Consider the following 1387-nt stretch of genomic DNA (forward strand, 5'->3'; position numbering starts at 1 on the left):
TTGAGCGTGCGGTAGTTGATAGTCTCCGGCTTTTTTACCTCGCCGTGGCTCCAGGCTTTGATCTGCTCGGGACTAGCAAGCCTGATTGCAAACGCATCGAAATCGTGGACTCTGGCGTCCTCTTTGATCTCTATTCTTTCTAAATTTGCATTATCGCTCATTTATTCTCTCCATTCTCGTAAATTTCAACGTCCAGAGCAAGCGATTTAAGCTCGTTTGTTAAAACAAAAAATGTCTCAGGAATTCCGGTGGACGGAACGTTTTCGCCTTTTGTTAGCGCCTTATACGCAGCCAAACGTCCATCGACGTCGTCGGATTTGATCGTTAGCATTTCGCGAAGCGTGTATGCCGCGCCGTATGCCTCCAGAGCCCAAACTTCCATCTCGCCGAATCTTTGACCGCCGAATAGCGCCTTGCCGCCGACCGGCTGCTGCGTGACTAGGCTGTAAGGACCGGTGCTTCTTGCGTGAACCTTCTCATCGACTAGGTGGTGCAGCTTAAGATAATACATGCAGCCCACGTTTACGCGCTCTTTGATCTTTTCGCCGGTGCGGCCGTCGTAAAGTTCGGTCTTGCCGTCTTGATCGATATTTGCCATCTCAAATAGCCTTTTGAAATCCTCCGGCACGATACCTTCGAATATCGGAGCGGAAAATCTAACCCCTTTCGCCCAGTCTCTAGCGTATTTTAAAAGATCCTCGTCGCTGATCTTCTCAAGCGTTTTTTTAGCCTGCATTAGTTTGGAAACGCCTGCGATCTCAATCATTTTGGCGCGAAGGGCTTTTATCCATTCGCCCGTTTTCTCTTCTAAAATTTTAGCGATCTGCTCGCCTAAGCGCCAACCTACAAGACCTAGGTGGCTCTCCATTATCTGGCCGATATTCATACGGCTTGGAACGCCGAGAGGATTTAGCACGATATCCACGCGCTGTCCGCTAGGCAGATACGGCATATCGACCTCGGGGACGATGTTTGAGACGATACCCTTATTTCCGTGGCGACCCGCCATCTTATCGCCCACTTTTAGCTTGCGCTTAGTCGCGATATAGACCTTTACGAGCTTAACGACGCCGCTTGGCAAGATATCGTCTTTTTCTAAAATTTCGATCTTTTCGTCGTGCTCCTCTTTGAGCTTACGCTTTTCGTTTTGAAAGTGGTTTTTAAGCTCCTCGTATTCCTTTTGAACATTCTTGGAATACCCTTTGACGAAGGAATTTAACGTAAAGCGGTTGGAGCTTTCAAGCTCCTCTTTTTTAACCTTATCGCCCTTTTTATAATCTTTTTTATTTAGGCTTTGATCGCTTTGCAAAGCGCTTTTAGAAAGAAGCGCCACTACCTTTAACATCTCTTCTCGATCGAGCATCAAAAGCCTATCGTGATGCTCCCT

Annotated in this window: 1 pseudogene; it reads right to left on the reverse strand. The window is 47.4% G+C overall.

Features of this window, described 5'->3' with window-relative positions:
- Positions 1 to 157: 157 nt before the first annotated feature.
- Positions 158 to 1387, reverse strand: a pseudogene (locus Q0605_RS04130) (DNA-directed RNA polymerase subunit beta); the annotation flags it as partial.

Origin of the sequence: uncultured Campylobacter sp., assembly GCF_938017705.1 — a bacterium.
Taxonomy (GTDB): Bacteria; Campylobacterota; Campylobacteria; order Campylobacterales; family Campylobacteraceae; genus Campylobacter_B.